Source organism: Pseudonocardia zijingensis, assembly GCF_042657305.1.
In the GTDB taxonomy this organism is placed as follows: Bacteria; Actinomycetota; Actinomycetes; order Mycobacteriales; family Pseudonocardiaceae; genus Pseudonocardia; species Pseudonocardia zijingensis.
The window spans coordinates 249,923-274,671 of record NZ_JBHSKO010000002.1 but is presented as its reverse complement, the minus strand read 5'-3'; the positions used below and the strand labels follow the sequence as shown (position 1 = coordinate 274,671).

23 protein-coding genes are annotated in these 24,749 nt (G+C 73.9%); 16 read left to right on the top strand and 7 right to left on the bottom strand.

Annotated elements, in window-relative coordinates; genetic code table 11:
* The first annotated feature begins 10 nt into the window (after window positions 1-10).
* From ACFPL3_RS05515 to ACFPL3_RS05490, 6 genes are all read left to right on the top strand, one after another.
* Window positions 11-934 (top strand): ABC transporter ATP-binding protein, encoded by a 924-nt coding sequence (locus ACFPL3_RS05515; RefSeq protein WP_343943902.1) that lies wholly within the window; start codon window positions 11-13, stop codon window positions 932-934.
* The gene (locus ACFPL3_RS05510; RefSeq protein ID WP_343943903.1) at window positions 931-1,761 is read left to right on the top strand and encodes an ABC transporter permease; all 831 of its coding nucleotides are present in this window, start codon (window positions 931-933) and stop codon (window positions 1,759-1,761) included. Before ACFPL3_RS05515 ends, ACFPL3_RS05510 begins: the two co-directional genes overlap by 4 nt.
* Before the next feature lie 62 nt (window positions 1,762-1,823).
* The gene (locus ACFPL3_RS05505; RefSeq protein WP_343943921.1) at window positions 1,824-2,603 is read left to right on the top strand and encodes an ABC transporter permease; all 780 of its coding nucleotides are present in this window, start codon (window positions 1,824-1,826) and stop codon (window positions 2,601-2,603) included.
* A 30-nt stretch (window positions 2,604-2,633) separates the two neighbouring features.
* Entirely contained in the window at window positions 2,634-3,524 is an 891-nt protein-coding gene (locus ACFPL3_RS05500; protein WP_343943904.1) for a LysR family transcriptional regulator, read from the top strand.
* Window positions 3,525-3,629: 105 nt separating this feature from the next.
* On the top strand, window positions 3,630-4,373 hold the full coding sequence (locus ACFPL3_RS05495) for an SDR family NAD(P)-dependent oxidoreductase (RefSeq protein WP_343943905.1): 744 nt from the start codon (window positions 3,630-3,632) through the stop codon (window positions 4,371-4,373).
* A 76-nt stretch (window positions 4,374-4,449) separates the two neighbouring features.
* Window positions 4,450-5,226: a hypothetical protein gene (locus ACFPL3_RS05490; protein ID WP_343943906.1), complete on the top strand. Its 777-nt coding sequence runs from the start codon at window positions 4,450-4,452 to the stop codon at window positions 5,224-5,226.
* A 4-nt stretch (window positions 5,227-5,230) separates the two neighbouring features.
* Here the strand turns inward: ACFPL3_RS05490 and ACFPL3_RS05485 are convergent, their stop codons facing one another.
* From ACFPL3_RS05485 to ACFPL3_RS05470, 4 genes are read right to left on the bottom strand one after another with little or no spacing between them, the layout of a single operon-like run.
* Entirely contained in the window at window positions 5,231-6,895 is a 1,665-nt protein-coding gene (locus tag ACFPL3_RS05485; RefSeq protein WP_343943907.1) for an AMP-binding protein, read from the bottom strand.
* The gene (locus ACFPL3_RS05480) at window positions 6,892-7,803 is read right to left on the bottom strand and encodes an amidohydrolase family protein (protein ID WP_343943908.1); all 912 of its coding nucleotides are present in this window, start codon (window positions 7,801-7,803) and stop codon (window positions 6,892-6,894) included. The genes ACFPL3_RS05485 and ACFPL3_RS05480 overlap by 4 nt, the downstream gene beginning before the upstream one ends.
* Window positions 7,796-9,109 carry an MFS transporter gene (locus tag ACFPL3_RS05475; protein ID WP_343943909.1) on the bottom strand — a complete coding sequence of 438 codons (1,314 nt, stop codon included), beginning with the start codon at window positions 9,107-9,109 and terminating at the stop codon, window positions 7,796-7,798. The genes ACFPL3_RS05480 and ACFPL3_RS05475 overlap by 8 nt, the downstream gene beginning before the upstream one ends.
* Window positions 9,106-10,095, bottom strand: a complete 990-nt coding sequence (locus ACFPL3_RS05470; protein WP_343943910.1) for a phosphotriesterase family protein — start codon at window positions 10,093-10,095, stop codon at window positions 9,106-9,108. Before ACFPL3_RS05470 ends, ACFPL3_RS05475 begins: the two co-directional genes overlap by 4 nt.
* Before the next feature lie 191 nt (window positions 10,096-10,286).
* On the opposite strand from ACFPL3_RS05470, the gene ACFPL3_RS05465 reads away from it, so the two are divergent.
* The 5 genes from ACFPL3_RS05465 to ACFPL3_RS05445 all read left to right on the top strand — a co-directional run bounded on the left by ACFPL3_RS05465 (window position 10,287) and on the right by ACFPL3_RS05445 (window position 14,915).
* Window positions 10,287-10,973, top strand: coding sequence for a TetR/AcrR family transcriptional regulator (locus tag ACFPL3_RS05465; protein WP_343943911.1), 687 nt, complete (start codon window positions 10,287-10,289; stop codon window positions 10,971-10,973).
* A gap of 18 nt (window positions 10,974-10,991) precedes the next feature.
* A complete protein-coding gene (gene dapA, locus ACFPL3_RS05460; protein WP_343943912.1) occupies window positions 10,992-11,876 on the top strand; it encodes a 4-hydroxy-tetrahydrodipicolinate synthase in 885 nt (294 codons plus the stop codon).
* 38 nt (window positions 11,877-11,914) lie between these two features.
* On the top strand, window positions 11,915-13,870 hold the full coding sequence (locus ACFPL3_RS05455) for a TIGR03960 family B12-binding radical SAM protein (RefSeq protein ID WP_343943913.1): 1,956 nt from the start codon (window positions 11,915-11,917) through the stop codon (window positions 13,868-13,870).
* Complete coding sequence (locus ACFPL3_RS05450) at window positions 13,863-14,372, top strand: GNAT family N-acetyltransferase (protein ID WP_343943914.1); 510 nt, start codon at window positions 13,863-13,865, stop codon at window positions 14,370-14,372. The genes ACFPL3_RS05455 and ACFPL3_RS05450 overlap by 8 nt, the downstream gene beginning before the upstream one ends.
* Before the next feature lie 99 nt (window positions 14,373-14,471).
* Window positions 14,472-14,915 carry a group II truncated hemoglobin gene (locus ACFPL3_RS05445; protein WP_343943915.1) on the top strand — a complete coding sequence of 148 codons (444 nt, stop codon included), beginning with the start codon at window positions 14,472-14,474 and terminating at the stop codon, window positions 14,913-14,915.
* Between the two features lie 92 nt (window positions 14,916-15,007).
* Here ACFPL3_RS05445 and ACFPL3_RS05440 read toward each other — a convergent pair whose 3' ends face one another.
* Entirely contained in the window at window positions 15,008-16,054 is a 1,047-nt protein-coding gene (locus tag ACFPL3_RS05440; RefSeq protein ID WP_343943916.1) for a class I SAM-dependent methyltransferase, read from the bottom strand.
* Window positions 16,055-16,160: 106 nt separating this feature from the next.
* Here ACFPL3_RS05440 and ACFPL3_RS05435 point away from each other — a divergent pair, with 106 nt between their 5' ends.
* Window positions 16,161-18,989 carry an AfsR/SARP family transcriptional regulator gene (locus ACFPL3_RS05435; RefSeq protein WP_343943917.1) on the top strand — a complete coding sequence of 943 codons (2,829 nt, stop codon included), beginning with the start codon at window positions 16,161-16,163 and terminating at the stop codon, window positions 18,987-18,989.
* Here ACFPL3_RS05435 and ACFPL3_RS05430 read toward each other — a convergent pair.
* Together ACFPL3_RS05430 and ACFPL3_RS05425 are read right to left on the bottom strand one after the other, a co-directional pair.
* Entirely contained in the window at window positions 18,947-19,648 is a 702-nt protein-coding gene (locus ACFPL3_RS05430) for a PIG-L deacetylase family protein (protein ID WP_343943918.1), read from the bottom strand. The two genes, ACFPL3_RS05435 and ACFPL3_RS05430, sit on opposite strands and share 43 nt — an antisense overlap.
* On the bottom strand, window positions 19,645-20,787 hold the full coding sequence (locus tag ACFPL3_RS05425; protein ID WP_379588453.1) for an MFS transporter: 1,143 nt from the start codon (window positions 20,785-20,787) through the stop codon (window positions 19,645-19,647). The genes ACFPL3_RS05430 and ACFPL3_RS05425 overlap by 4 nt, the downstream gene beginning before the upstream one ends.
* Window positions 20,788-20,899: 112 nt before the next feature.
* Here ACFPL3_RS05425 and ACFPL3_RS05420 point away from each other — a divergent pair, with 112 nt between their 5' ends.
* From ACFPL3_RS05420 to ACFPL3_RS05405, 4 genes are all read left to right on the top strand, one after another.
* Window positions 20,900-21,490 (top strand): HAD-IA family hydrolase, encoded by a 591-nt coding sequence (locus ACFPL3_RS05420; protein WP_343946032.1) that lies wholly within the window; start codon window positions 20,900-20,902, stop codon window positions 21,488-21,490.
* Window positions 21,491-21,542: 52 nt separating this feature from the next.
* Window positions 21,543-22,133: a helix-turn-helix domain-containing protein gene (locus ACFPL3_RS05415; protein ID WP_343946031.1), complete on the top strand. Its 591-nt coding sequence runs from the start codon at window positions 21,543-21,545 to the stop codon at window positions 22,131-22,133.
* Between the two features lie 100 nt (window positions 22,134-22,233).
* Window positions 22,234-23,283: a BMP family protein gene (locus tag ACFPL3_RS05410; protein WP_343946030.1), complete on the top strand. Its 1,050-nt coding sequence runs from the start codon at window positions 22,234-22,236 to the stop codon at window positions 23,281-23,283.
* A complete protein-coding gene (locus ACFPL3_RS05405) occupies window positions 23,280-24,749 on the top strand; it encodes an ABC transporter ATP-binding protein (RefSeq protein WP_343946029.1) in 1,470 nt (489 codons plus the stop codon). The genes ACFPL3_RS05410 and ACFPL3_RS05405 overlap by 4 nt, the downstream gene beginning before the upstream one ends.

Sequence of the window (24,749 nt, the reverse complement as noted above, 5' to 3'; positions counted from 1 at the left end):
CGTGCTCGACGTGGGGGACGGACTGGTCCAGGCGCGCGGGCTGCGCAAGCGGTTCGGTGAGTTCGAGGCCGTGCGCGGCATCGACGTCGACGTCGCGCGCGGCGAGGTGTTCGGGTTCCTCGGGCCCAACGGCGCGGGGAAGTCCTCCACGATGCGGATGATCGCCTGCGTGTCCCCGCGCTCGGCGGGCGAGCTGCAGGTGCTGGGCATGGACCCGTCCGTCCACGGGCCGCGCATCCGTGCCCGGATCGGGGTCGTTCCGCAGCTGGACAACCTCGACCAGGAGCTGTCGGTGCGCCAGAACCTCGAGGTGTACGGGCGCTACTTCGGGCTCTCCCGCGCCCACGTGCGCGCCAGGGCCGCCGAGCTGCTGGAGTTCGCGCAGCTGTCCGAGCGCGCCGACGCGGCCGTCGAGCCGCTCTCGGGCGGGATGAAGCGCCGGCTCACCATCGCGCGGGCGCTGGTCAACGACCCCGAGTTGCTGCTGCTCGACGAGCCCACCACCGGGCTCGACCCACAGGCCCGCCACCTGCTGTGGGAGCGGCTGTACCGGCTCAAGCGCGAGGGCGTCACGCAGATCATCACCACCCACTACATGGACGAGGCCGAGCAGCTGTGCGACCGCCTCGTCGTCATGGACGACGGGCTGATCGTCGCGGAGGGCTCGCCCGCTGAGCTGATCGAGCGGTACTCCACGCGGGAGGTGCTGGAGCTGCGGTTCCCGCCCGGTGCGGCGCCGCCGGCCGATGTGCTCGCCCCCCACGTCGAGCGCATCGAGGAGCTGCCCGATCGGCTGCTGCTCTACACCGCCGACGGCGAGCGGGCGCAGGCGGCGATCGCGGGCGCGGGCCACCGGCCGCTGTCGGCGCTCGTGCGCCGCTCCACGCTGGAGGACGTCTTCCTCCGGCTCACGGGGCGGAGCCTGGTGGAATGAGCGCCCCGGCCCGCGTCGCCCGCTCCACCGGCCGCGCCCCCGGTGCCGTGCGCGGTGTGCTGCTCGTCGTCGAGCACGCCTGGGTGTGGTACCGCGGCAACTGGCGGGCCACCGTGGTGTCGTCCGTGCTGCAGCCGCTGCTGTTCCTGCTCGCGTTCGGGGTGGGTTTCGGGGCGCTGGTGCAGGGCGGCAGCGGGGTCGCGGCGGCCACCGGCGGCCACACCTACCTGGTGTGGCTCGCGCCCGCCCTGCTGGCCGTCTCGGCGGTGCAGACGGGGGCGTTCGAGTCGTCGTACCCGGTGCTGTCGGGCTTCAAGTGGCAGCGCCACTACCACGGCATGACGGCCGGCCCGGTCTCCCCGGCCCAGGTGGCGCTGGGGCACCTCACCTGGGTGGCGCTCAAGACTGCGGGCGCGGGTGCGGTGTACGTCCTGGTGATCGCGCTGTTCGGCGGGGTGGCGAGCCCCGGGATCGTGGTGGCGCTGCTCGTCGCGGTGCTCACGGGCGCGGCCGTGGCGGCACCGGTCACCGCGTTCTCCGCCACCCTCGAGAACGAGGGTGCGGCGTTCAGCGTGCTCTTCCGGCTGGTCGTCATCCCGATGACGCTGTTCTCGGGCACGTTCTTCCCGGTCGACCGGCTGCCCGCGTGGGTGCAGCCGGTGGCCTGGGTGTCGCCGCTCTGGCACGGCACCGAGGTGGCCCGCGCGGCCGCGCTCGACCGGTGGGAGCCGCTGCCCGCGCTCGGCCACACCGCGTTCCTGCTCGCGCTGCTGGGGCTGGGCGCGTTCTTCGCCACCCGGCTGTTCACGCGGAGGCTGCAGCCGTGACGGCCGTCGACCGCGCGGCCGGCCGGCGGCCGCCCACCTCCGCGGCGCTCGTGCGCTTCCTGATGCCCGCGGGCAGCTACGCGGGCCGGTCGCACGCGCTGCTGCTGCGCTCCGCCACCGCGTCGCGCCGGTCGTGGATCGCGTTCGTGTCGGGGTTCTTCGAGCCGTTCTTCTACCTGCTCGCGATGGGGCAGGGCCTCGGGTCGATGGTCGGCACGCTGCCCGGCCCCGACGGCGCCCCGCTGAGCTACGCCGCGTTCATCGCGCCGGGCCTGCTGGCCGCGTCCGCCATGAACGGCGCGGTGTTCGACTCCACGTTCAACGTGTTCTTCAAGCTCAAGTACGGCCGCATCTACGACGCGATGCTCGCCACCCCGCTCGGCCCGGTCGACATCGCGCTCGGCGAGATCGGCTGGGCCCTCATCCGCGGCGGCATCTACTCGCTGGGGTTCCTCGCGGTGATGGGCGGCTTCGGGCTGCTGGTGTCGCCGTGGGCGCTGCTCGCGCTGCCGGCGGCGCTGGTCGTCGCGTTCGCGTTCGCGGCCGTCGGGATGGCCGCCACCTCGTTCATGCGGTCCTGGCAGGACTTCGACCTGGTCACGCTCGTGGTGCTGCCGATGTTCCTGTTCTCCACCACCTTCTACCCGCTTTCGGTCTACCCGCGCTGGCTGCAGATCGTGGTGGAGTGCCTGCCGCTCTACCACGCGGTGGAGCTGATGCGCGGGCTCACCACCGGCGTCGTGCACGTCGGGCTGCTCGGCCACCTGGCCTACTTCGCGGTGATGATCGCGTTCGGCGTGGTCGTCGCGGCCCGGCGGCTCGACGCGCTGCTGCTGCGGTAGCGCCGCCGACGGGCGTGGTCCCATGAGCGGATGGAACTGCGGGAGCTGCGCGGGTTCGTCGCGGTGGTCGAGGAGGGCGGGTTGTCGGCGGCGGCGCGCCGGCTGCACGTGAGCCAGCCGGCCGTCTCCCAGACCGTCGCCGCGCTGGAGCGCCAACTGGGTGTGCCGCTGCTGGTGCGCAGCAGCACCGGCGTGAAGCCCACAGACGCTGGGCGCACCCTGCTCGCCGAGGCCCGCGCGGTGCTGGCCCGCCACGACGAGGCGGTGGCCACGATGGCGCGACACCTGGCCGACGGGGCCGAGGCGCTGCGGATCGGCGTGCCGCTCGAACTGCCGGTCGGGTTGCTGTCCGGGCCGTTGGCCGCGCTGCGGGACGCCCACCCGGCCACCCGCACTCAGCTGCGCCACCTGTCCACCGCGGCGCAGCGGGACGCGCTCCGGGCCGGTGAACTGGACCTCGGTCTCCTGCGTGAGCGACCGTCCGGCCGTCAGCTCGACGCGGCGCTGGTCCTCGAGGAGCCGCTGGGGGTGCTGCTCGCGGCCGAGCAGGCGCCGGCCGTCGCCGGGCCCGGTGGCGTGCGGCTGGACGCGCTGGCCGGGATGGACTGGATCGGCTTCCCGCGTTCGGGGAGCCCGGCCTGGTACGACGAGATCGCCGCCGTGATGCGCAGCCACGGGCTCGACCCCGCAGCCCGGGCGCCGGAGGGCCAGTCGCTGATCCCCGAGGTGAAGGTCGCAGCCGTGAGCGCCGGCGGTGCGTTCGCGTTCGCGCCGCCGGGCTGGCCCGTCCCCGTGCCGGCCACCGTCACGTGGTCGCCGCTGGTGGGCAGCCCATTGGTGCGGCGGACCTGGGCGGCGTGGCGCGCCGACTCGCACCGCAGGGATCTCGGGAGGCTGGTGGCCGCTCTCCCGGCGCCCTGAGCGCTTATGGCGGGCATAAGCGGGTCGAGGAACGAGCCGGAGGATCGGCCCGGCCCGCCGGAGTTGCACGGAAGGTCCAGGACGTGCGACGGAAAGAGAGTGATCATGTCCGAACTGACGGGGACCTCGGCGCTGGTGACCGGCGGCAACAGCGGTATCGGGCGCGCCACGGCGGTCGCGCTCGCGCGGCTCGGTGCCCACGTGGTGATCAGCGGGCGGGACGCGGCCCGGGGCGAGCACGTCGTGGCCGAGATCCGGGCGGCGGGTGGGAAGGCGGACTTCGTGGCCGCCGACCTGCGCGACGACGCGTCGGCGCGGGCGCTCGCCGCCCGTGCGCAGGAGCTGGCCGGACCGATCGACGTGCTGGTCAACAGCGCGGGCGTCTTCCCCTTCGGCCCGACCGAGCAGACCAGCGAGCAGGAGTTCGACCAGGTCTTCGCCCTGAACGTCAAGGCGCCGTACTTCCTCGTGGCCGCGTTGGCGCCCGCGATGGCCGAGCGGGGCCGGGGCGCGATCGTCAACGTGACGACGATGGTGGCCGAGTTCGGCGCGGCGGGGATGGGCCTGTACGGGTCGAGCAAGGCGGCGATGGTGCTGCTGACGAAGTCGTGGGCCGCCGAGTACGGCCCGCGCGGCGTGCGCGTCAACGCCGTCAGCCCCGGACCCACCCGCACGGAGGGCACGGCCGCCATGGGTGAGGCGCTCGACGAACTGGCGAAGGGCGGGCCCGCGGGCCGTCCGGCCGCGCCGGAGGAGATCGCCGAGGCGATCGTGTACCTCGTGACCGAGCGGGCGAGCTTCGTGCACGGGGTCGTGCTGCCCGTGGACGGCGGTCGCGTGGCGGTCTGAGGCCGGGCGGGTCGGCTGGCGTGACCCGTTCGGCGCAGCGCCAGCCGTCCTGGCTCGGACGAGGAACAATGGGGGCATGACGGTCCTCTCGCCTGGCCCCACCCGGACCGATCTCGTACGGAACGTCGTGGTGGCGCTGCTCGCGATCGCACAGGTCGTCGTGGCGGCCACGGCAGGCGACGCGATCGGGTCGGTCGCACGTGACTACCCCACCCCGCTGCTCGCGGTCGGGTGGGCGTTCGCCGTGTGGACGCTGATCTATGCCGGCTTCATCGGCTACGCGATCTTCCAGGCGCTACCGGACCAGCGGGCCCGCCACGTCCACCGCACCACGGGGTGGTGGCTGGCGGCCTCCGCCGTGTTCAACATGGGCTGGGTGCTGTCGTTCGCGGCCGGCTGGCTGCCGCTCGCGGAGCTGATGATCATCGGGTTGTTGCTGAGCGTCGCGCTCGTCTTCGGCCGTTACTGCCACACACCCGCCGAGAGCCTGGGGGAGCGCATCGTGGCGCGCGGCACCGTCGCGCTCTACGCGGGCTGGGTCTCCATGGCCACCCCGCTGGGCACCGCGGCCACCGGCGTGTGGATCGGCCTGCCGGGCACGGGGGCGCTGTCCACGATCGCCGCCGTGGTGGTGCTCCTCGCCGTCACCGCGGTGGTGTCCTGGGCGGTGCTGTCCGGCACCGCGGTGGTGCCGTTCGCGCTCGCCGTCATCTGGGCCAACGTGGGCATCGCGGTGAACGACCGGCCCGCGGCCGTGGTGATCGCGTGCGCCGTCGCGATCGTGGTGGTGCTCGCCGCCGTCGCGCGCCGGATCAGCACCGCCGGCTACCCCGTCCGCGCGGCCTGGGGCTGAGGTCCTACCGGAGCGACGCCGGTGGCAGCGGCGCGACGTGCTCCTGCCAACGGTCCGACACCGCGTCGTAGCAGGGTCCGAGCGACTCGACGGGCTCGCTGCGCAGCTCGGCCTTGGCCACCTTCTCCGACGGGGTCAGCGGTAGCCCGGTGCGCAGCTCCCAGAAGCGCGGCACCTTGAAGGAGGCGAGCTGCGTGCGCGTGTGTTCGATCAGGTCGGCGAGCTCGACGGCCGTCCCGGGGACGGGCACGACGTAGGCCTTGATCTCCTCGCCGCGGATCTCGTCGGCGACGGGGACGCAGGCACACACCCGGACCGCGGGGTGGGCCTGCACGACCTCCTCGACCTGGGCGGCGGAGACGTTCTCGCCGCTGCGGCGGATGATGTCCTTCTCGCGGCCCCGGAAGTGCAGGTACCCGTCGGGGGTCTGCACGGCGAGGTCTCCGGTCGCGTACCAGCCGGTGCCCGCGGACGAGCCCGCGCCGTCGTCGAGGTAGCCGTCGCTCAACGCCGTCCCCCGCACGAGGAGGCGGCCCACCGTGCCGCGCGGGACGGGAGCACCCCGCTCGTCGACGATGCGGACCTCCCGGTGCGGGAGGGCGCGGCCGATGGTGCCGCTGCGCAGCGCGAGGTCGTGTTCGTCGGCCTCCACGAGCACGTCCGCGCCCGTCTCGGTGCTCCCGTACAGCTCGTACCAGGGTGCTCCGAAGCGGTCCTCGAGCTCGGCGTGCCGACCGGCGGGGATGGCCGAGCAGGCGATGTAGCGGACCCGGTGATCACGTTCGCCCTCGCGCGCGGGCGTGCGCAGCAGCATCGCGGGCATCACCCCGAGGCAGTAGAAGAACGTCGCCCCGTGCTCCTGGACGGCGGGCCAGAAGGTGCTCGAGCGGAACCGTTCGAGCACGACGAGTCGGGCGCCCGTCAGCAGCGCCGCGACGAGGTTCCACTGCGGGTCCATGTAGGAGAACGGCTGCGCGGTGAGCAGCACGTCGTCGCTGTGGAGCCGAGGGCCGTGCAGCCGCATCGCCTCGCCGATGGCGATCCAGTACCGGTGGGAGAGCAGGCAGCCCTTCGACAGCCCCGTGCTCCCGGATGTGAACTGGACGTTGGCGGTCGATTCCGGCCACGGCCCGTCCGCGGCGCCGGATCCAGGACCGGATGGGGCCGCGGCCGACGGCTCCGGCGCGGCCAGCTCTTCGCGCAGCCCGCCCGCCGCGGCACCGACGCGGATCAGCAGGCTCGTGGGACGGTCCGCCTCCGGCACCAGCGGCAGCGCGCTCGCCAGCACGTCGGAGAACTCCTCGTCCGCGATCATCAGCGCCGGCCGTGCCGCCGCCACGGCGTGGGCGAGGTCGGCCGGGCCGAGGCGCACGTTCAGCGGAACGGTTGCGGCGCCTGCGCGGGCGATGCCGAGCCAGCACGCCGGGAACTCGAGGTCGTTGTGGAACATGATCGCGACCCGGCTCCCGGCGCCGATCCCGCGGCTGCCGAGCGCCGATGCGACGTGATCGGCGAGCTCGTCCAACTCGGCGAAGCTCGACTGCTGCCGCCGCCGGTCGCAGTAGAGCACCGTCCGCGGCCCCCAGCGGTCTGCGGCGTCGCGCAACACCGTCGAGAGCGTTCCGCTGAACGCAACGGCGTGGACGAGTGAACCGCTGTCAGCGGTCACGCCGGCACCTCAGCGGGGCATCGGAGCCCGGGCCCGCCGAGGAGCCTGCGGGCGTTGCCGCCCAGGATCGCCTCCACCGCGTCCGGCCGCAGCCCGCTCGCCCGCCACTCGTGCAGCGCGCGGACGTGATCCATGATCGGCCAGTCGGTGGCGAACAGCACCTGGTCCCGGAGCAGGGTGCCCGCCAGCGTGCCGAGCACGTCCCATCCGGTGCCGGGGCGCATCACGTACTTCGGGGCCAGACCACCCAGCTCCAGCATCACGGTGGGGTGCCTGCGGGCGACGGCGCAGTACTCGGCCACCCACGGCCAGCCACCGTGACAGGCGATCAGGGTGAGGTCCGGGAAGTCGCACGCGACCTGGTCGAGGAACGCGGGGCGTTCGTGCGACATGGGGTAGACCCGCGAGTAGTTGATCCCGGTGTGCAGCGCCACCGCCAGGCCCGACTCCTCGGCCGCGGCGTACGCCGGATAGAGGCGCCGGTCGATCGTGTCCATGCCGAAGAACGCGGGCTGGATGTTCACCCCGATCAACCCGGCCGCGGCGCACTCCCGCACCTCGCGGGCCCCGGTGCCGGCCGTCGGTGGCGGCATCGTCACCGTTCCGAACCCCGACAGCATCGTCGGGTGCTCTGCCACGAACGCGGCCGTCGCGGCGTTCAGGGCGGCGACGTCCTCGTCGCCTTCGTTCTCCGCGTGCACCACGGCGCGCGTGACGCCGGATTCGTGCAGCTGGCGCATCAGCGCCTCGGTCGTCCCGGCAGCGACCTTGGCGCTCATGTCGAGCACGTCGTCGTACTGCTGGCGGGCCATGGCCGCCGGGCGTCCCTGCGCCGGCCTTCGGTCCAGTGGGAGGCGCACGCGAGCGTCGACGACCCCCGCACCGCTGGTCGCATCGAGCTCAGGCATGGATGTCGGTCTCCTTGGTCTCGGGCAGGCGGAAGGTGCAGAGCAGGACGAGCAGCGCGACCGTGGCGAGGTAGTAGCCGGGCGCGTACTGGCTCCCGGTCCAGGTCACGAGCACGCTGCCCAGGAGGGGTGCCGTGCCCCCGAACAGCGCGTAACCGGCGTTGTAACCGAGTGCGGCCCCGCTCAACCGGGTGCGGGTCGGGAAGACCTCGAGCAATGCGGCGTAGCTCCCGCCGCCGAACACGCAGAGCGCGAGGGCGAGCAGCAGCTGTCCCGCCACCGCCGCGGCCACGCTGCCGCTGCCGGCCAGCAGGAATGCGGGTGGGCTGGTCACCACGAGGAGGCAGGCGCCGATCCTGATCATCGGGAGCCGGCCCACGCGGTCGCCGATGGAACCGGCGACGATGAGGCACGCGGTGAAACCGACCAGGGCGACGCCGTTGCTGAGCAAGGCGTCCGACCGGGAGAGGCCTGCGTTCACCTGGAGATAGGTCGGGAAGTAGCCGACCAGGTAGTAGAAGGCGAGTGCGCTCATCGCCGCCAACGCGAAGGCGGCGAAGACCGCCCGGCCGTTCCGTGCGAGTGCTTCGCGGACGGGCGTGGCGCTGAGGGCCTTGCGCCGCTGAGCCCTCTCGAAGGCGGGGCTCTCGTCCGTGCGCAGCCGGATGTAGAGACCCACCAGGCTCAGCGGGAGGGCGAGCAGGAACGGGATCCGCCATCCCCATGCGGCGAACGCCGCCTCGGGCAGCGCGGCGCCGAGCCCGAGGACCACGATCAGCCCGACGATCGACGACACCGCGGACATCGCCACCACGGTCGTGATCCAGGTGGAGCGGCGGTGGCCGGGTGCGTGCTCGAGCGCGAACGAGGTGGCGCTCGTGACCTCGCCGCCCGCGGACAGCCCCTGTGCGACGCGCAACGCCACGAGCAGCAGTGGTGCCAGCAGGCCGACCTGTTCGTAGGTGGGCAGCACGCCGATGAGCGCGGTGGCGACGCCGATGAGCGTCAGCACCAGCATCAGGACGCGGCGTCGCCCGAAGCGGTCGCCGATCGCGCCGAAGACGACACCGCCGAGCGGCCGGACGATGAACGCGACGCCGTAGACCGCGAACGCGGAGATCAGAGCAACCGCGGCGTCGCCCGGCGGGAAGAAGCTCGCGGCCACGATCGGCACGGTCAGGGCGTAGACGGCGAAGTCGTAGAACTCGATGAAGGTCCCGACCGCGGCGCCGAGGAGGGGGCGACGGGTGCCGGGGCGCCGATCGGTCAGCTGGTCGACCGCGTCGGCGGTGTCCTCGGCGCTCATGCGGCGATCCCGAGGACCTCGAGGGGGTTGCGGACCGTCAGGCGGTGGATCGCGTCGTCGTCGAAGCCCTTGCGGCGCATCAGCGGGACCACGTTGCGCAGCAGGTGCCCGTAGCCCTCGCCGCCGTACTTCTGGAGGTGGGACTTGACGCAGATGTCCTGGGACACCAGGAGCCGGTCCCCGTGGCCGCGCTCGGTGAGCGCCACGAGGTGGTCGACGCGCGTGGCGTCGTTGGGCATGTCGATGTCCGCCAGCGGGTAGTAGCTCGACTCCTGGCCGAAGAGGTCGAACTCCAGGTAGCAGCCGGTGTCGGCGAGCGCGAGCATCGCGTCGAGCTCGAAGAGCGTGCGATCGATGTGGCTCATGATCACTCGCTGCGTGTCTCCACCGTCGGCGATGATCCTGCGCATGGCGTCGGCGGGCGCCTCGGTGTGACGCCCCGGATGGACCATCAGCGCGGCGCCGGTGGCGCGCTGCGCGTCCACCGCCGCGCTCAGGACCCGGGCCTCGGCCTCGTGCACCGGCCAGCCGAGGCCGATCTCGCCGATCAGCCCGGCCCGGACGCCGTCGGTCACGCCGTCGACGACGTCGGCGTGGATCTCGGCGGCGATCGCCTCCCGGGAGCGGTCGGCGAGCTCGGGCGGGTGGTAGTCGTGGTGGTAGTAGCCACTTCCCATCACGATGTGCAGGCCGGTGCGCTCGGCAACCCGCACGAGGCCCTCGGGATCTCGCCCGAGCCCCACGCTCGTGGCGTCGACGATGGCGCTGCCGCCCTGGCGCCGGTACGCCGACAGCTCCTCGACGGCGTCGTCGACGTCGTTCACGACCATGTCGAAGGCGCTGTGGTGCCTGCGGATCTCGTAGTAGTTGTCCAGGCGGATCTCCTCCATGGAGGGGATCGCGCTGCCCTGCTGGGTGGACGTGCCACCGATGTTCGAGAGCACGTGCTCGTGGGGCTGGATGTGGCCCACGTCCTGCAGCGGCACGTCTCCGCGAACGGTCCTGAGCACTCGCACGGTCGTCTACCTTCCTCGTCGAAGGTCTCTGAGCAGCACTAATCAGTTGATGAGAAGCTACTAATCAGGTGATTAGCCGTCAAGGGCGGCGTCCGGGTACAGTGCTGCGACGCGGCGTCGACCGGGCGAGCGTCGACCGGGTGAGGAGGAGCAGGGCGCGCGTGACGAGCTTGATCGACCTCCAGCGGGCTGCCGTCCTCACGTTCTCCGAGCGCGGGTACGCGGCCACCGGGATCAGGGACATCGCCACCGCCGCCGGAGTCACCTCCGGCGCGCTGTACATGCACGCTCCGAGCAAGATGGCGCTGCTGGAGTCGGTGATGCACCTGGCGCTGGACGAGCTGCTGCGGATCGCCGAGACGGTGCGCAGCGCGAGCCCGGACCCCGCCACCCGGCTCGCCGGGCTCGTGCGGGCGCACGTGTCCGTGCAGGCGCGGAACCCGAGGACCGTGCGCGTCGTCGACGGCGAGGTGCGGATCCTGCCCGCGGCCGATCGCCCGGTCATCCTCGAGAAGCGGGACGCCTACGAGGCGTACTGGGCCGAGGTGCTGGGCGACGGCATCGCCGCAGGCGACTTCACGGCGGAGGAGCCCGCCGTCACCCGCCTCGCACTGCTCGAGATGTGCAACGGGGTGGCGCGCTGGTATCGGCCGGGCGGTCCGCTGAGCCTGGAACGGTTGCAGGACGTGTTCGTCCGGCTCGCCTTCAACGTGGTCGGATTCGCCGGAGCCGTTCCGGCCGCCGATACGTCCTCGCACGCGCGCGTGCTGCCGTGCGAACCTGCCGAGGCGAACGTTCCACCCGTCTCCCCTGCCGCACCCGTCGGCAGACCCCTCGCCGGTGAGTGACCGGTTCCAGGAGGACTCATGATCACCGGAAGCATCGTCGCGCTGGTCACGCCCATGCGTGCCGACGGATCCGTCGACCACGATGCGCTCGAGCGGCTCGTGGAGCGCACCATCGCGGCCGGGACGTCGGCGATCGTCTCGGTGGGCACCACGGGGGAGTCCTCGACGCTGTCGGTGGCCGAGCACACCGAGGTCATCCGCCGCACGATCGACGCGGCCGCCGGCCGGGTGCCCGTGATCGCGGGCACCGGGGCCAACAACACCGACGAGGCCATCCACCTCACGCGCGCGGCGAAGGAGGCGGGTGCCGACGCGGCGCTGCTCGTCACGCCGTACTACAACAAGCCGCCGCAGGAGGGGCTCTACCGGCACTTCCGCACGGTCGCCGAGGCGGTCGACATCCCGCAGATCCTCTACAACGTCCCCGGTCGCACGGCCTGCGACATGCTCCCGTCCACCGTCGAGCGGCTCGCGCAGGTCCCGAACATCGTCGGGCTCAAGGAGGCGCTGGGCGACCTGGACCGGGTGCGCGACCTCGTCGCGCTGAAGCTCCCCGACTTCGCGCTCTACTCCGGTGACGACGCCACGGCCCGGGCCAGCATGCTCGAGGGGTTCCACGGCGTCATCTCGGTCACCGCCAACGTCGTGCCCGAGGCGATGGCGCGGATGTGCGCGGCCGCCGTCGCGGGCGACGGGGAGACCGCGGCGGCGATCGACGCGGACATCTCCGGGCTGCACCGGGCGCTGTTCGTCGAGCCGAACCCGATCCCCGTCAAGTGGGCGCTCGCGGAGCTGGGGCTCGCCGACCGGGCGATCCGGCTGCCGCTGGTGCCGCTCGACCCCGTGCACCACGAGGACGTCCGCGCGGCCCTGCGCGCGGCGGGCGTCGGCGCCGACGCCTGAACGACGGCGGGCGGGCGCGGACTACCCTGGCGGGCACCATGACAGCTCCGTCCGTTTTTCCCGACCTCGAACCGCTGCTGCCGCGGGTGTCCAAGCCCGTGCAGTACGTCGGCGGCGAGCTGAACGCGCAGGTGAAGGACTGGGAGTCGGCCGCCGTCCGGTGGGCGCTCATGTATCCCGACGCCTATGAGGTGGGTCTGCCCAACCAGGGCGTCATGATCCTCTACGAGCTGCTCAACGAGCGCCCGGACGCGCTCGCCGAGCGCTGCTACGCGGTCTGGCCGGACCTCGAGGCGCTGATGCGCGAGCACGGCGTGCCCGCGTTCACCGTCGACGCGCACCGGCCGCTGGGCGCGTTCGACCTGATCGGGGTCAGCTTCTCCACCGAGCTCGGCTACACCAACCTGCTCACGGCGCTCGACCTCGCCGGCATCCCGCTGCACGCGGTCGACCGGACGGCCGACCACCCGGTGGTGGTGGCGGGTGGCCACGCGGCGTTCAACCCGGAGCCGATCGCCGACTTCGTCGACGTCGCGGCCATCGGCGACGGCGAGGAGGTGGTCGGCGAGATCACCGACGTCGTCGGGGCCTGGAAGGCCGAGGGCCGCCCCGGCGGGCGCCGGGAGCTGCTGCTGCGGCTCGCCGCCGTCGACGGCTGCTACGTGCCGTCGCTGTACGAGGTGGGCTACGGCGCCGACGGCGCGATCGCGTCCGTCACCCCGGTCGACGCGCGGGTGCCCCGCTCCGTCACCAAGCGCACCACCACCGACCTGGACGCGTGGCCCTACCCGAAGAAGCCGCTCGTGCCGCTGGCCGAGACGGTGCACGAGCGCGCGAGCGTGGAGATCTTCCGGGGCTGCACGCGCGGCTGCCGGTTCTGCCAGGCCGGGATGATCACGCGGCCGGTGCGGGAGCGGTCGTTGCAGGGCATCGGCGAGATGGTCGACTCGGCGGTGCGCGCGAGCGGGTTCGACGAGGTCGGGCTGCTGTCGCTGTCGAGCGCCGACCACTCGGAGATCGCCGAGATCACCAAGGGCCTCGCCGACCGCTACGAGGGCACCAACACCTCGCTGTCGCTGCCGAGCACCCGCGTCGACGCGTTCAACATCGACCTGGCCAACGAGATCTCCCGCAACGGCCGCCGCTCCGGCCTCACCTTCGCCCCCGAGGGCGGCTCCGAGCGGATCCGGCGCGTGATCAACAAGATGGTGTCGGAGGACGACCTCATCCGCACCGTCTCGGAGGCGTTCGCGCAGGGCTGGCGGCAGGTGAAGCTGTACTTCATGTGCGGCCTGCCCACCGAGGAGGACGACGACGTCCTGCAGATCGCGGACATGGCGCACAACGTCATCCGCGCCGGGCGCGCGGCGTCGGGCCGCAACGACGTGCGCTGCACGATCTCGATCGGCGGGTTCGTGCCCAAGCCGCACACCCCGTTCCAGTGGGCCGCGCAGGCCTCGCCCGAGGTGATCGACTCGCGGCTGCGCAAGCTGCGCGAGAAGGTCAACAGCAACCGCAAGCTGGGCCGCAACGTCGGCATGCGCTACCACGACGGCGAGCCGTCGCTGATCGAAGGGCTGCTCGCGCGCGGCGACCGGCGGGTCGGGCGCGTGATCGAGCGGGTCTGGCGCGAGGGTGGCCGGTTCGACGGCTGGAGCGAGCACTTCTCCTACCAGCGGTGGATCGACGCGTGCGCGGCGGAGCTGGAGCCGCTGGGTGTCTCGCTCGACTGGTTCACCACGCGGGAGCGCGACCGCGACGAGGTGCTCCCGTGGGACCACCTCGACTCCGGGCTGGAGCGCGACTGGCTCTGGGACGACTGGCAGGACGCCCTGTCCGGCCGCGAGCAGGACGACTGCCGGTGGACGCCGTGCTTCGACTGCGGCGTGTGCCCGGCGACGGGCACCGACATCGAGGTGGGCCCGAGCGGCACCACCCTGCTGCCGCTCACGGTGGTGAACCCGATCCGGGGGAACGCGGGCACGGGTGGCTGAGGTCACCAGCACCGACTTCGGGCAGCAGGTCGCCATCCGCGTGGCCGACGAGCGCGACCTCGCCGCGCTCGCCGGCCTGCGCCGAGCCTGGCTGGAGGAGCGCCTCGGGTACCCGGTGGAGGACCCGGGTTTCGAGGCGGCGTTCGCGCAGTGGTGGCGGGTGGAGCTGCCGCGCCGCACGTTCTGGCTCGCCGAGGTCGGTTCGCCGCGCAGCGGCTACACAGCCGTCGGTTCGATCAACGTGCTGGAGATCGTCCACATGCCGCGGCCCGGGGCCCGGGGCGGGCGGATCGGACACGTCGGCAACGCCTTCGTGCTGGCGTCCTTCGCCGACCGCGGCGTGCCTGCCGCACTCCTCGACGCGGTGGTGGAGCACGCCCGCGCCCGCCGCTACCGCCGCCTGCTCCTGGCCCCGACCGCCGGGAGCGCCCCGTTCTACCGCCGCGCGGGCTTCGTGCCCGCGGGCGACGGGTTCCTGGTGCTGGAACCGGATCACGGGTGATCCGCCCGGCCATGGCGCCACCGCCGGCCGCACGAGTGCGATCGGCGGCATGCGCGACCGCATCTTGACCGCGGGGTCATCGGGTGCAAGCGTGTAATCGTGCCGTCGCTCTACGAGTTCGCCGGCGGCGAGGACGCGCTGCACCGGCTCGAGCAGGTGTTCTACGACAGCGTTCTCGCCGATCCGCTCCTGCAACCCCTCTTCGGTGCCGGCCAACCGCAGCACGTCGACCACCTGACGGCGTTCACGGCCGAGAGTTTCGGGGGTCCTGACCGCTTCTCCCGCGAGCTGGGTTTCGCCCATCTGATCGCGGTCCACCGCGGCCTGAACATCGCCGAGGAGCAGCGTCAGCGGTTCGTGGACCTGTACCTGGCTGCGCTCGATGCGGCCGGGATGCCGACCGATCCGGCGTTCCGGGAGTCGGTGCGCGAGCACGTCGAGTTCGGCACCCGGGTTGCGATGCAGAACTCCCACGCCACCACCGACGACGAGCTGCACCCCCTGCGCGAGGTGCCGCGCTGGACCTGGACGGGCGACGACTGACGGCCGGGACCGGAAGGTGCGGGCCCCCGCGGTAGAGCGACCCGGTACCGGTCGTCCCCCGGCGGGGAAGACCGGCACCGTCGGTCAACCGACTACGGCCGGACCTCGAACACCAGGTTGAACGGGCTCTCCGTGGCCCGGCGGAACCTGGTGAACCCGGCCTGCTCGACGACCTCGCGGATCTTCACCTCACCGGCCTGCGCCCCGAGCGCGTAGCGCCCCGGCTGGGACAGGCTGTTCGGCACGCACAGGAACGTCGAGCCGTTGTAGTACAGCCTGCCGACCGTCGTGAAGTTCTCCTCGACGTCGTCCGACGCATACGGCTCGACGAGCAGCCACGTGCCGTCGGGAGCGAGGGCCTCCCGCACCCGGCGGGCGGCGCCGACCGGATCGCCCATGTCGTGCAGGCAGTCGAACATCGTGACGAGGTCGTAGCCGGTGCCGGTGAAGGTCTGCGCGGTCGCCACCTCGAAGGTGACCCGTTCGGCCACCCCGGCGTCCGCGGCCTTCTTGCGCGCCAGGTCGATCGACTCGGCGTGGTAGTCCGACCCGACGACCGTGGCCTTCGGGTAGGCCTCGGCCAGCAGGACAGAGGACGAGCCGAGCCCGCAGCCGACGTCGGCCACCCGGCCGCCCGCGGCGAGCTTCTCCGCCACGCCGTCGAGCGCCGGGATCCACTCGGGCACCAGCGACGCGACGTAGCCGGGCCGGTAGAACGCGTCGCACCCGACGAACACGTCCTCGCTGTGTTCGTGCCACGCCACGCCCTCACCCGTGCGGAACGCCTCGGTCAGCCGCGGCTCGGCGCGCAGGTAGCCCAGCCCGATGAGGAACACCGCGGGCACGTTGGGCCCGTTCGGGTCGGCCAGGCAGAACGCCTGCTCCTCGGTGAGCGAGAACTCGCCGGTGGTGCGGTCGTACGTCACGTAGCCGCCCGCGGCCTGGCCGCGCAGCCACTCGGCGAGGTAGCGCTCGTGGCAGCCGGTGCGTTCGGCGAACTGCTCGGGGGTCGCCGGGCCCTCCTCCAGCGCGCGGTAGAGGCCGAGCCGGTGGCCGATGACCGTGAGGCCGGCGGCGCCGGTCGCCGCCATGTCGGTCATGGCTCGGCCGAGGAATTCCGTCACCTTGTCCTGATCCACGCCCTTCTCCTTCCCTCGTGTGCGGGTACGGGAAGGTTCGGCGGGCCGGCTGTCACGGCGCCTGCACGTGCTTTCACGACGCTGACAGGCGCGGCATGCTGCCCGGGTGGGCATTCGGGTGGAGGTGCTCGGGCCGTTGCGGCTGGTCGTCGACGGGGTTCCGGTCGACGTGCCCGGCCCGAAGCGGCGCGCGGTGCTGGCGCTGCTCGCGCTCGCCGAGAGCCGGGTCGTCACCGTGGAGCACCTCCTGAACGCGCTGTGGCCCGCCGAGATCCCCGAGTCGGGCCGCCAGGCCCTGCACACGCACGTGTCCCGGCTGCGCGGGCACCTCGGGCCGGCCGCGGACCGCCTGCAGACCAGGCACGACGGCTACCGGCTCGACCTCACGACCGTCGAGCTGGACCTGGCGCAGGCGCGGGCCGCGCTCCGAAGCGCGCACAAGGACGACCAGGACGCGTTCGAGGTGCTCCGTGCGGCGCACGCCCTGTGGCGGGGGCCGGTGCTCGCCGACCTCACCGACGTGGCCCCGATCGCCACCGCGGTGGAGGGATGCGCGCAACTGCACCGCGAGGTCACCGACGCCCTGGTCGCCGCCGGGATCGCCGCGGGCCGCGGCAGCGAGGTCTGCGGCAGCGCGGCGGACGCCGTGGCCGCCGATCCGTTGCGCGAACCGGGGGTGCTGCTGCTCGTACGCGCCCTGGCGGCGGACGGCCGGGCGGTGGAGGCGCTGCGCACCGCGCGCGAGTTCCGCCGCAGGCTGGCCGACGAGACGGGGCTCGACCCCACACCGGCGCTCGACGAGCTCGAGCGCGCCATTGCCGGGGGCACCGCCGGCCCGGCACCGGCCCGGGCCGAGGCACCGGTGCGGCCGGCGACCCGGCTGATCGGCCGCGCCGAGGAGGTGGTGGCGCTGCGCCGGCTGCTGGACGTCGAGCGGCTGGTCACGGTGGTCGGACCGGGCGGGGTGGGCAAGACGAGGGTCGCGCTCGAGGTGGCGGGGCGCAGCGACGGCGCCACCGTGCTCCTGCTCGCGCCGGTCACCGACCCGGCCGCGATCCCGCACGCGCTGGCCGCCGCGCTGAACCTGAACGTGGCACGGGGCGACGTGCTCGACGCGTGCGTCGCCGTGCTGGCCCACCGCACCGGCGTGCTGGTGATCGACAACTGCGAGCACCTGCTCGACGCCGTCCGCGACGTCGTGGAGGTCGTGCTCGCCGGATGCCCCGGCCTCACCGTGCTGGCCACCAGCCGCGAACGGCTCGGGCTGGCCGCCGAGTACGCGTTCCGGCTCGCCCCGCTGCCGGTGCCCGGTGCCGACGGCGACCCCACGCAGGTCCCGTCCGTCGCGGTCTTCCTCGACCGCGCCCGGCGGGCCCGGCCCGGCGCGGCGCCGGCGCCCGCGCAGCTGCGGACGGTCGCCGACATCGTCCGGCGTCTCGACGGGATGCCGCTGGCCATCGAGCTCGCCGCGGGCCGGCTGTCGACGTTCACGCTGGCCGACCTGCACCGCCGGCTCGACCGGTCGCTCGACCTGCTCGGCGGCGGGCGCGCGAGCGCCGACGCGCGGCACCGGACGCTGCGGGCGACCGTCGGGTGGTCCTACGACCTGCTCCCCGACGACGAGCAGCGGCTGTTCCGGCACCTGTCGGTGTTCGTCGACGGGGTGGACCTCGACACCGCGGAACGGATCGGCGCCGACCTGGGATTGCGGTCCGATCCGGGCAGCGTGCTCGCCCACCTCGTCGACACGTCCATGATCGAGGTCGTGTTCGCGGGGCCCACCCGCTACCGCATGCTGGAGACGCTGCGGGCCTACGGGCTCGACCGGCTGGAGGCGGCCGGTGAGGCCGAGGACGCGCAGCGGCGGTTCATCCGCTGGGCCGTAGAGTTGGCCGGGTGGGTCGGCGCCACCCTGCGCAGCGAGCACGAGCCGGACGCCGACGCCGTGCTGCGCCGGGAGCTGGCGAACCTGCGCGCCGCGTGGCGCGCGGCCCGCGGCAGGCGGTCGTTCGAGGACGCGGCCGTGATCGTGAGCGCGCTGTTCGACACGCTCTACCGCGATCTCGTCGAGATCCGGGGGTGGGCCGAGGAGCTGGCGGGTGATCCGGCGATCGCGACCCATCCGCGCGCCGGGGCCGTGCTCGGCGCGGCGGCCGAGGCCGCGTACATGCGCGCCGACCCCCCGCGGGCCGAGGAGCTCGCCCGCGCCGGCCTGGAACGGGCCGGCGACGACGCCGCGACCTGGAGCTGCCACCTGGCGCTGGCGTGGGTGGCGCTGACGCGGGCGGCGCACGTGCAGGTCGTCGAGCACTGCCTCGCCGCGGCTGCGCTCGACGTGCGGCGCTCGGAGGGCTTCGCCGGTGCCGCGCTCGCCACCGCCTACGCGGGCGATCCCGACGGCGCACGGGCGCTGAACGAGAAGGCGCGCGCCGCGGCGGTCTCACCGTCGATGCGGGCCTTCGTGGCCTACGTGGGCGGCGAGATCGAGAGCCGTGCAGGCGACAACGACCGCGCGGAACGGCACTACGTCACCGCCATCGAGCTGGCCCGGGCGTCCGGCGCGACGTTCTACGTCGGCGTCGCGACCGTGGGCCTGTTGACGGTGCGGGCATCCGCCGGTCGGGTGGCCGACGCGCTGCGCGGTTACCGCGAGGTGATCGGCTACTTCGAGCGCACCGGCAGCTGGACCCACCTCTGGGCCACGCTGCGCGACCTCGCCGGACTGCTGCGGACGCTCGGCGACGACGAGCCGGCCGCGTTGCTCCTCGCCGCCGCCGCGGCGGCACCGGACGCGCCCGCCGCCGTGCCGCCGCCACCGCTCGTGCCGGGAACACCGGTGCTGGACCGCAGGGAGGTGCTCGACGTGGCGCGGCGGGCCGTCGCGCGGCACCTTCAGACCACGGCGAAGGACTCCTCGCGCACCCACGCCGTGTAGCGCTGCACGCCCATCGTGGCGATGAGCCCCGCGGTCTGCGTGGTCTGCGCCTGCAGCGCGCGGACCTTGCGGGCCACGGTGTCCGCGTCGAGCTCAAGGTCGATCGCGAGCCGGTCGGCCGGCGTGATGACCGGGTAGCCGGGCAGGTAGATGCCGAGGCTGTCGCCGAGGTCCTTCCACCGGTGCACGCGCGGGCCGGAGAGCGCGGCGTAGCGCAGCCGCGAGCCCCGTGGGGCCGCGCGGTCGAAGGCCTTGGTGGTCCAGGCGCAGACGGTGCGGTGGTCCTGGTGACCGGTGATGCCGTCCGGGCCGAAGGTCAGCACCGTGTCGGGCCGCACGTCGTCGATCAGTTCGCTGATCCGGTCGACGGCCTCGGACGGCGCGACCCGGGCGCACTCGCCGTCGCGGTAGCCGAGCCAGTGGTGCTCGGTGACGCCGAGGATCTCCAGGCAGCGGGCCATCTCCACGGTGCGCTCCGCGGCCAGCCGGTCCGGCGGCCACGCCACCGGGTCGGGGGTGCCGAGCTCGCCGCGGGTGGCGGTCACGCAGACCACGCGCGAGCCGGCGTCGCGGGCCAACGCCATCAGCCCGCCGGACAGGTACGCCTCGTCGTCGGGGTGTGCCCACACCCCGAGGACGGTGCCGAGTTCGGCGATCACGACCGCACCTCCTGCCTGAGGATCCCAAGAAGAACCAGCCCGGCGCCACAACAGACGACCGGGAACACCCACAGCGAGCCGACACCGGTCGCGTCGACGAGTCGGCCGCCGAGCAGCGCGCCGGTCGCGAACCCGAGGTGGACCGCGCAGCTGTTGAGCGCGAGCAGCAACGAGGTCGGTCCCAGCCCGGCCACGCGGTGCTGCTGCGCGGCCGCGAACCCCCAGACCGCCACACCCCACGCGGCGACGACGGCGACCGCCACCGCCGTGCCGACGCGCGGGAGCGCCGCGACGCTCACCGCCAGCGTGACCACCGCGACCACGACCACCGGGCCGCTGCCGTGGCGGTCGACGGCGCTGCCGCCCCACCAGGTGCCCGCGATGCCGCCCAGGCCGAACACCGCGATCAGCAGCCCGAGCGCGGCCGGGTCGGCCACGACGACCCCGAGGTAGGTGTACGTGCTGTTGGAGGCGGCCATCACCAGGAAGGTCACGCCGAGCGTCCCGGCGACGGCGGGGGAGCGCACCGGCGCCAACCGCTCCGCGAGGGTCGAACGGCTCGGCTCACCGGTTCCGGCGCCGCTCCGCACCAGTCCGAGGACGGCGGCCGTGGCGAGCAGCGCGACCAGCCAGAAGGCCGCTCGCCACGAGTGCAGCGCCGCGACCAGCACGCCGAGCGGCGCGCCCAGCACCATCCCGAGCGCCGTGCCCGCCAGCACCACGCCGAGGGCCCGCCCCCGCCGGGCCGCGGGAGCGGCGGCGACGGCGGCGGCACCCGCGGCCGGCACGTAGGCGGAGGCGGCCAGCGCGCCGAGCACCCGCATCACGAGCAGCACCGCGAGCCCGGGCGCGAGCGCCGACCCCACGTTGCACAGGGCGAACACCGCCAGCGAGGCGATCAGGACCTGCCGGGGCGGCCGGGCCCCGAGCAGGGCGCTGAGCACGGGTGCGCCGATCGCGGACGCGAGCGAGAACGCGGTGACGGTGAGGCCCGCCTCCCCGGCGGTGGCGCCGAGGTCCGCGGCGAGGCCGGGGAGCACCCCCGCCACGACGAACAGATCGGTGCCGATCGCGAACGTGCCCGCGCCGAGCGGCGCGACCGGCAGCCACCCGGCCCGAACAGACACGGCCTCGGTCATCTCGTCCCTCCCTCGTCGGGGGCACCGATGGTGGGAGGGGGCGCTCACAGCGCGCTGGCAGCGCGCTCACACGGCTCACGGCGGGCTGGCGTGCGTGGCTACCGTGGGGCTCGTGGAACGCTCCCGCACCGTCGTGTTCGACCTCGGCGAAGTGCTCGTGTCGTCCGGGGAGGTGCTGCCGCTGCTCGCGGCCGAGGTCGGGGTGTCCCCGGCCGAGTTCGCCACGGCCTACTGGCCCGGCCGGCCCGCCTACGACCTGGGTGGCGCCCCCGAGGACTACTGGACGGGCGTGGTCCGCGCACTGGATCGCGAACCCGACCCGGCCCTGTTGCGGCGGCTTGTCCAGCTGGACTCGGCGAAGTGGTCCACGCTGCCGCAGGCGAGCGCCGACCTGCTCGCGCACGTGCGGGGCCGCGGGATCCGGCTCGCCGTGCTGTCCAACGCCCCCGCCCCGCTCGCGGCGGCCGTGCGGGCCGCGCCCTGGAGCGCGGTCGTCGGGCACCTCGTGTTCTCCGCCGAGGAAGCGCTCGTCAAGCCGGACCCGGCGATCTACGCGCGCGCCGACGCCACCTACGGCACCGAGCCGGGCGACGTGATCTTCTTCGACGACAAGCCGGAGAACGTCGCGGCCGCGCGGGCCCACGGCTGGGACGCGCACGTCTGGGCGGGGGCCACTGCCGCACTCGCCGCACTGGAGCGGTGACGGCCGTCCTACAGACTGTTCTCAGCTATCGACCGTAGGTGAGGATGGCCCGGTGACCGACGGGCAGCGGGACGCCGGCGAGGCGGCGATGATGGCCGCCATCGGGTCGTCGGTGCGCCGGGCGCGCCGGCGCAGCGGGATGTCCACCCGCGAGCTGGCGCAGCGGGCGTCGCTGTCGCAGCCGTTCCTGTCCAACATCGAGAACGGGCGCTCGTCCCCGAGCGTCGCCACGCTCTACAAGCTGGCGGGAGCGCTCGGGATCGGCGCAACCGACCTGCTCCCCCCGAGCGTCGACGAGGGGATCGTCGTCGTCCGGGCCGGTGAAGGGGTGCCTGCCGGCATGGACGAGACGCCCGGGGTCGCGCAGTCGGCCCTGCTGGCCGGCGCGCCGGGGCGGCTGATGGAGGCCCGCCGCGCCGTCATCGAGCCCGGGCAGCCCGCCGGGAGCTGGTTCGACCACGCGGGCGAGGACTTCCTGCACGTGCTCGAGGGAGTGGTGCGCGTCGAGTTCGGCACCGGCCGGACCGAGGAGCTCAGCGAGGGCGACTCGATCTGGCACGAGGGGTCGGTGCCGCACCGCTGGCGGGTGGGACCGGACGTGGGCGCGACGCTGCTCCTCGTCACCGCTCGGGTGCCCGGGTGATTTCCCACAGGAATCGCAACATGCCGGAAACAGAGCGACATCCCACGGTGACGCGGCCGACCTAGCGTTCGGGCACTCCCCGAACCGAAGGACACCGCCGATGCGTTCCTCCTCCCGCCCGCGGCGGCGCCGGCACGCCCTGCTCGCCGCCACCGTCGTCTCCGCCCTGCTCGTGCTCGCCGGCTGCGGCGACGCGGGCCGCCGCGACACCGCGCCCGCGGACGACGCCGCTGCCGCGTCGGCCGGGCCGCGGCTGGCGATCGTCTACTACCCGCAGTTCCGCGACGGGTCGTGGGGCGAGGCGGCGCTCACCGGCGCCCAGAAGCTCAAGGACACGGGCGTGATCGCGGACTTCGCGGTGCAGGAGAACGTGAACCCGGGGCCCGACGCCGTGCGCGCGCTGCGCAGCTTCGCCGAGCAGGGCTACAACCCGATCATCGCCCACTCGTTCAACTACGGCGACAACGTCAAGGAGGTCGCGGCCGACTTCCCGGGCACGATCTTCGCCTACGCGGGCGGGTTCGGGGACGTCGCGGCGAACGTCGCGGACTACTCGCAGCCGTTCTGGGAGGCCACCTACCTCGAGGGCATCCTCGGCGCCGGGGTGACGGAAGGCGGGAACGTCGCCGGGGCAGGCGGCTTCGACATCCCGGTGTGCCGGGCGATGTACAACGCCTACCTCGAGGGCGCGCGGGTCGTGCGACCCGACACCACCGGCTCGTTCGTCGCGATCGGGGACTGGTCGGACGTGCAGCGGGCGAAGGAGGCCGCGCTGGCCCAGGCCGACGAGGGCGCCACGATGTTCGTCGGCTGCGGGCAGGGCCCGACGTTCGGCCAGATCGAGGCCGCCACCGAGCGCGGCGCCGTGGCCAACGGCTACACCGGCGACATGTCCGGGCTGTCGGGGCAGGTGCTGGCGTCGTTCACGTGGAACCTCGACCAGGTCTTCGCCCCGATGGTGGCCGACGTCGTCGCGGGCAACGTCAACCCCACGCGCTACTACGAGGTGGGGATGACCGAGAACGCGATGGACGTCGTGATCAACCCCGCGTGGCGCGACCGGATCCCGGCCGAGGTGATGGCCACCTACGAGCAGAAGCTCACCGAGATCCGCAGCGGCGCGTTCACCGTCGCGATGAACACGCAGTGATCGCAGCCGCACTCCACGGCATCCGGCGCAGCTTCGGGTCCGCGCCCGCGCTGGACGGGGTCGACCTGGAGCTGCGGGCCGGCGAGGTGCACGCGCTCCTCGGCGAGAACGGGGCGGGCAAGACCACGCTCATGCGGATCCTGGCCGGCCTCGACCGTCCCGACGAGGGCACGGTCGAGGTGGCCGGGCAGCCGATCGGCGAGTTCAGCCCGCGCGCGCTGCGCGAGCGCGGGGTGGCGATGGTCCAGCAGCACTTCACGCTGGTGCCCACACTCACCGCGGGGGAGAACCTCGCGCTCGCGCGCCCGCCCGGGCGGCTGCGGCCGGGCGCCCGGCAGGCCAAGCGGCGGGTGGCGGAGCTGGCGGAGCGCTACGGGCTGCCGGTGCGCGCGGACGTGCCGGTCGAGCGGCTCTCCGTGGGAGAGGAGCAGCGGCTGGAGATCCTGCGCGCCCTCGACGCCGACGCGCGGCTGTTGATCCTCGACGAGCCGACCGCCGTGCTCGTCGACTCCGAGGCGGAGGCGCTGCTGCGCACCTGCCGCGCGCTCGCCGACGACGGGCGGGCGGTCGTGATCATCACCCACCGGCTGGCCGAGGTGTTCGCCGGCTGCGACCGCGTCACCGTGCTGCGCCGCGGCGCGGTGGTGTGCGCGGGCGAGCCGGTGGCCGACCACGACCGCGCGAGCCTCGCCACGCTCATGGTCGGCACGGCGCCCACCGCGTCCTCCGGGAGGCAGCGGGTGCCCGGTGCGCAGGTGCGGCTGCGTCTCGACGGCGCGGCCCGCGGGCGGCTGCAGCCGCTCGACCTCGCGGTCCACGCGGGGGAGGTGCTCGGCGTCGCGGGCGTCGACGGCAACGGCCAGGCCGAGCTGGAGGAGCTGCTCGCCGGGATCGCCGCCCCCGAGCGGGGCGCCGTCACCGTCGACGGGGAGCCGGTGCCGGTGGCCGCGCCGCGCGAGCGGGTCGCCGGTGGCATCGCCTACGTCCCGGCCGACCGGTACCGCCGGGCCCTCGCCGGGCCGCTCACGGTCGCCGACAACCTCGAACTGGGACGCGGCCCCCGGCACCGTCCACCCGCGGCCCGGCGCCAGGCCCGCGCCGAGCCCGTCCTCGCGGAGTGGGACGTGCGGGGCGGCGGTCCGGCCGTGCCCGCGGCGAGCCTGTCCGGCGGCAACGCGCAGAAGCTGGTGCTCGCCCGCGAGCTCGCGGGCGGCCCGCGCCTCGTGGTGGCCGCCCAGCCGACCCGCGGGCTCGACCCCGAGGCCGCACGGATGATCAGCGAACGCATCCTCGCCGCGGCCGCCGACGGGGCCGCCGTCGTGTGGTTCGGCGCGGAGCTCGACGAGCTGTTCGCCGTGGCCGACCGGCTCGTCGTGCTGGCGGGCGGGCGCGCCACCGAGCCGTTCACCCCGCCGTACGACCGCGGCGCCGTCGGGCTCGCGATGGCGGGAGGGCACGCGTCGTGA